Genomic DNA, 634 nt, shown 5'->3' with positions numbered 1-634 from the left:
ACCGGCAGATTACTTGTTAACTGCTCAATTGCATTGTGCATAGCGTCTTTAGTGCGGTTAGGTATCAGAAAAGCAAGGTATAAACGACTTTTACGCTCTGCGAAGGTCGCTAAACAACCTTTACTCTTTCCGCGTGAAGAAACCATTGTATCCAATTCCCAATGTCCAAACTCTTGTCTGTTTCTAACTGACTTAGGTCGTTTGGAGATCGAGCGACCAATATTGAACTTACCACGTGTTTCTTGAGGTTGGCGACCTTTACCTTTGTGTCTTAGTACTTGTAAGGGAACGTTTAAGATGCCTTCATAAATCCAGTTATAGATTGTTTTAAAGGATAGTTTCTCTTGATAATCTCGACCCACAATCTGTTCGGGTGACCAGGTCATTTCTAGTTTATGTTGAATATCCTCAAGCAACTTGGGTGTATGTTTTGCTTTTCTGCCTTTGTGAGAAGCAAGTTGATTCGCATCTGCTTGAGAAGCTTTCGCAACATAGGATGGAGTCGAACAACGATTAAGTTCACGATAAATAGTTGAACGATGACGACCTAACAAGTTCGCAATATGGTTAATTTTATAACCTTCTTGAACAAGCACTTCTATTTTTGACCGTTCTTCTATGGTAAGATATGTAT

1 protein-coding gene is annotated in these 634 nt (G+C 39.6%); it reads right to left on the bottom strand.

What is annotated here, in order from left to right; all coding sequences use genetic code 11:
- A partial coding sequence (locus GF867_RS13640; RefSeq protein ID WP_153833628.1) for an IS30 family transposase occupies nt 1–634 on the bottom strand: 634 nt, incomplete at both ends.

The sequence above is a fragment of the Fundicoccus ignavus genome (assembly GCF_009659375.1).
In the GTDB taxonomy this organism is placed as follows: domain Bacteria; phylum Bacillota; class Bacilli; order Lactobacillales; family Aerococcaceae; genus Fundicoccus; species Fundicoccus ignavus.
The sequence above is the reverse complement of the archived record's forward strand: the minus strand, read 5'-3'. Positions and strand labels throughout refer to the sequence as shown.